1 protein-coding gene and 1 pseudogene are annotated in these 1,842 nt (G+C 78.5%); both read left to right on the top strand.

Annotated elements, in window-relative coordinates; all coding sequences use genetic code 11:
• Nucleotides 1–919, top strand: a pseudogene (locus tag ACXJKG_RS20925) (ABC transporter); the annotation flags it as partial.
• Nucleotides 916–1,842: GTPase (locus tag ACXJKG_RS20920; RefSeq protein WP_456847640.1), on the top strand; the 927-nt coding region annotated here is incomplete at its 3' end. The pseudogene ACXJKG_RS20925 and the gene ACXJKG_RS20920, both read left to right, overlap by 4 nt.

Below are 1,842 nucleotides of genomic sequence, written 5' to 3'. Positions count from 1 at the left end.
CGCGACGGCGGCCGCGCAGGTGGCGGCTGCGACGTCGGACGGCTCGCTGCTGCGCGGCGAGGTGCTGTCGCGCTGGCAGGACGTCGTCGGCACGAGCGAGTGGTTCCGGTCCCTGGAGCAGGGCGTCTCCCGGCTGCGCGACCGGGTCGTCGGGTTCGTCCGCGGGCGTCGGCCCGCCGAGCCGGCGCTGGTCGAGGCCGTCGCCCACGGGCTCGCCGCCGTCATCCAGGACGCGGCCGAGCAGGCCGCCGAGCACGCCCACGCGGTCTGGCGGCACGACGCAGCGGGGCTCGCGCTCCTGGACGGGCTGGCCCTCTCACGGGCGTCGGGGGACCTGCGCACCCGGACCGCCGAGCAGGTGCGTGCCTGGCAGAGCGACGTGCTGGGGCTGGTGGAGACCGAGGGAGCCGGGCGCCGGACGGCCGCGCGGGCCTACTCGTACGGCATCAACGGCCTGGGAGCCGTGCTCATGGTCGCGGTGTTCGCCTCGACCGGCGGTCTGACCGGCGCCGAGGTGGGCATCGTCGGCGGGACGGCCCTGCTGGCGCAGCGGGTGCTCGAGGCGGTCTTCGGCGACGAGGCCGTCCGGCGGCTCACGCTGGAGGCGCACGAGCGGCTCGCCGAGCGCACGGACGCGCTGCTCGAGGAGGAGTCGGTCCGGTTCACGCGGCAGCTCGACGCCGTGGGCGCGGCGGGCCGGGACGGCGACGAGCTGCGGGCGGCGGCCGACCGGGTGCGGGCGGCCATGAGCGCTCGACCGGCAGCGCCCGCCTGGGGCGCGGGGGAGCTGCCCGCCGGCGGGCACGGCAACCTGCGCGGGACGGGGGCGGTCGAGCGGTCGGTGCACGACGCGGGCGGCGAGCCCCAGCCCGCGGTGCACGCCCGCTGGTGGAACCGCTGGCGCCGGGGGCCCGGGTGAGCGGGGGCCTGAGCACACGGGTCGCCGCGCTCGACGAGGCCGTCGGCCTGGCCCGGGGCCGGCTCCCCGACGCGGCCCTCGAGACCCCGGCGGCAGTCGTCGGCCGGGCGCGCGACCGTGCCGCCCTGTCCGGGGAGTACACGGTCGTCGCCCTCGCGGGGGCCACAGGGTCGGGCAAGTCGTCGCTGCTCAACGCGCTCGCGCAGGAGCGCGTCGCGGAGCCCGGCGTCCGACGGCCGACGACGGGCCGGCCGGTCGCGGTGATCGTGCCGGCCCGTGGCGCCCGGACGGACGCGCACGGCGCCGACGAGCTCCTCGACTGGCTCGACGTCCAGGAGCGGCACGTGGCGGGCAGCCGCGCGCTGCAGGAGGCCACGGGCCTGGTGCTGCTGGACCTGCCCGACCACGACTCGGTGGTCGCCGAGCACCGCACGATCGCCGAGCGGCTGTACGACCGGGTGGACCTGCTGGTCTGGGTGGTCGACCCGCAGAAGTACGCCGACGCCGCCCTGCACGCGCGCTACCTGCGCGGGCTCGCCGACCACGCGAGCGTCGTCGTGCTCGTGCTCAACCAGGCGGACCGGCTCAGCGCCGCGGAGCAGCGCGCAATGGTGGCCGATCTGCAGCGACTGGCCACCGACGACGGGCTCGTGGGGTCGCCGGTGCTGGCGGTCAGCGCGACGACGGGCGCCGGCGTGACCGAGCTGCGGGACCTGCTGTCCCGGGCTGCGCAGCGCCGGCTCGCGGCGACCGAGCGCGTCACGGGCGACGTCAGGCACGCGGCGCGCGCCCTGGTGGACGCCTGCGGCAGTCCGCCGAGCACGCGGCGGGAGGTCGGCGCCGCGGCGGCGCTGGTGCGCTCCTGGGAGGCGGCGGCCGGGATCGACCAGGTCGCCGACGCCGTGCGCCGCTCGACCCACCGG

Source organism: Cellulomonas sp. P5_C6, assembly GCF_054049635.1.
The sequence above is the reverse complement of the archived record's forward strand: the minus strand, read 5'-3'. Positions and strand labels throughout refer to the sequence as shown.